Raw genomic sequence first — 775 nt, 5'->3', positions numbered from 1 at the left:
CACTCGGCTAGAAGCTTGATGTATAGCGAGCTAAAAACGCTGCTGGATGGTCGCCCTGAGCAGGCAACCCGGCATGACTATCAGCAAGATATCGAGCTTTACAATGTGCTGCATAAAAGCAGCGACAATGCCCGCAAGTTGACGTTCCGCCACCTGGTCGATCTGTATGGTATCTCCCCGGAGATCCCTTTGTTTCACGTGTTTCGCCAGCTATGGGAGCGAAGTGAGGAGGCTCAACCTCTGTTGACCTTGCAACTTGCGCTGGCCAGGGACCCGTTATTAAGGCAGACCCAGTCGTTGATTAGTACGACCCCGTTGGGAGACGTACTGGAACGTGAACAGGTGGAACAGGTTTTAGCCGCCCCCGACCCTAACCGTTTCAGCCCGGCTTCCCTGCGCTCGTTTGCCCAGAATATCAACGGCAGTTGGACGCACGCCGGGTTCCTGCAAGGCAAATACAAAAAGGTAAGAACCAGTCCGGTCGTGACCTATGTCAATGCGGCATTTGCACTCTTTCTCGGTCACTGTGAAGGGCGTGCCGGACAAGGGTTGTTTCAGACTCCATGGTTTCAACTGCTAAGCCTGGATCCGGCAGAGGGATATGAGCTGGCCTACATGGCATCGCTGCATGGCGTAATTACCTACAAGCAGGCTAGTGGCATTGTCGAAATCCGCTTCCCCCTCTGGCCAATAGCGCCAGCATCTTGAGGAGAACGAGAGCATGGGTGATCGCCTCTCAAAACTGATTAAGCGTTTTACCACTTATATCTCGGTG

General features: G+C 53.7%; 1 protein-coding gene. It reads left to right on the top strand.

What is annotated here, in order from left to right; translation table 11 throughout:
* A partial coding sequence (locus ACB030_RS20305) for a hypothetical protein (RefSeq protein ID WP_371162261.1) occupies nucleotides 1-708 on the top strand: 708 nt, incomplete at its 5' end.
* Nucleotides 709-775: the final 67 nt, after the last annotated feature.

Source organism: Aeromonas sp. S16(2024) (assembly GCF_041403065.1).
GTDB lineage: Bacteria > Pseudomonadota > Gammaproteobacteria > Enterobacterales > Aeromonadaceae > Aeromonas.
The sequence above is the reverse complement of the archived record's forward strand: the minus strand, read 5'-3'. Positions and strand labels throughout refer to the sequence as shown.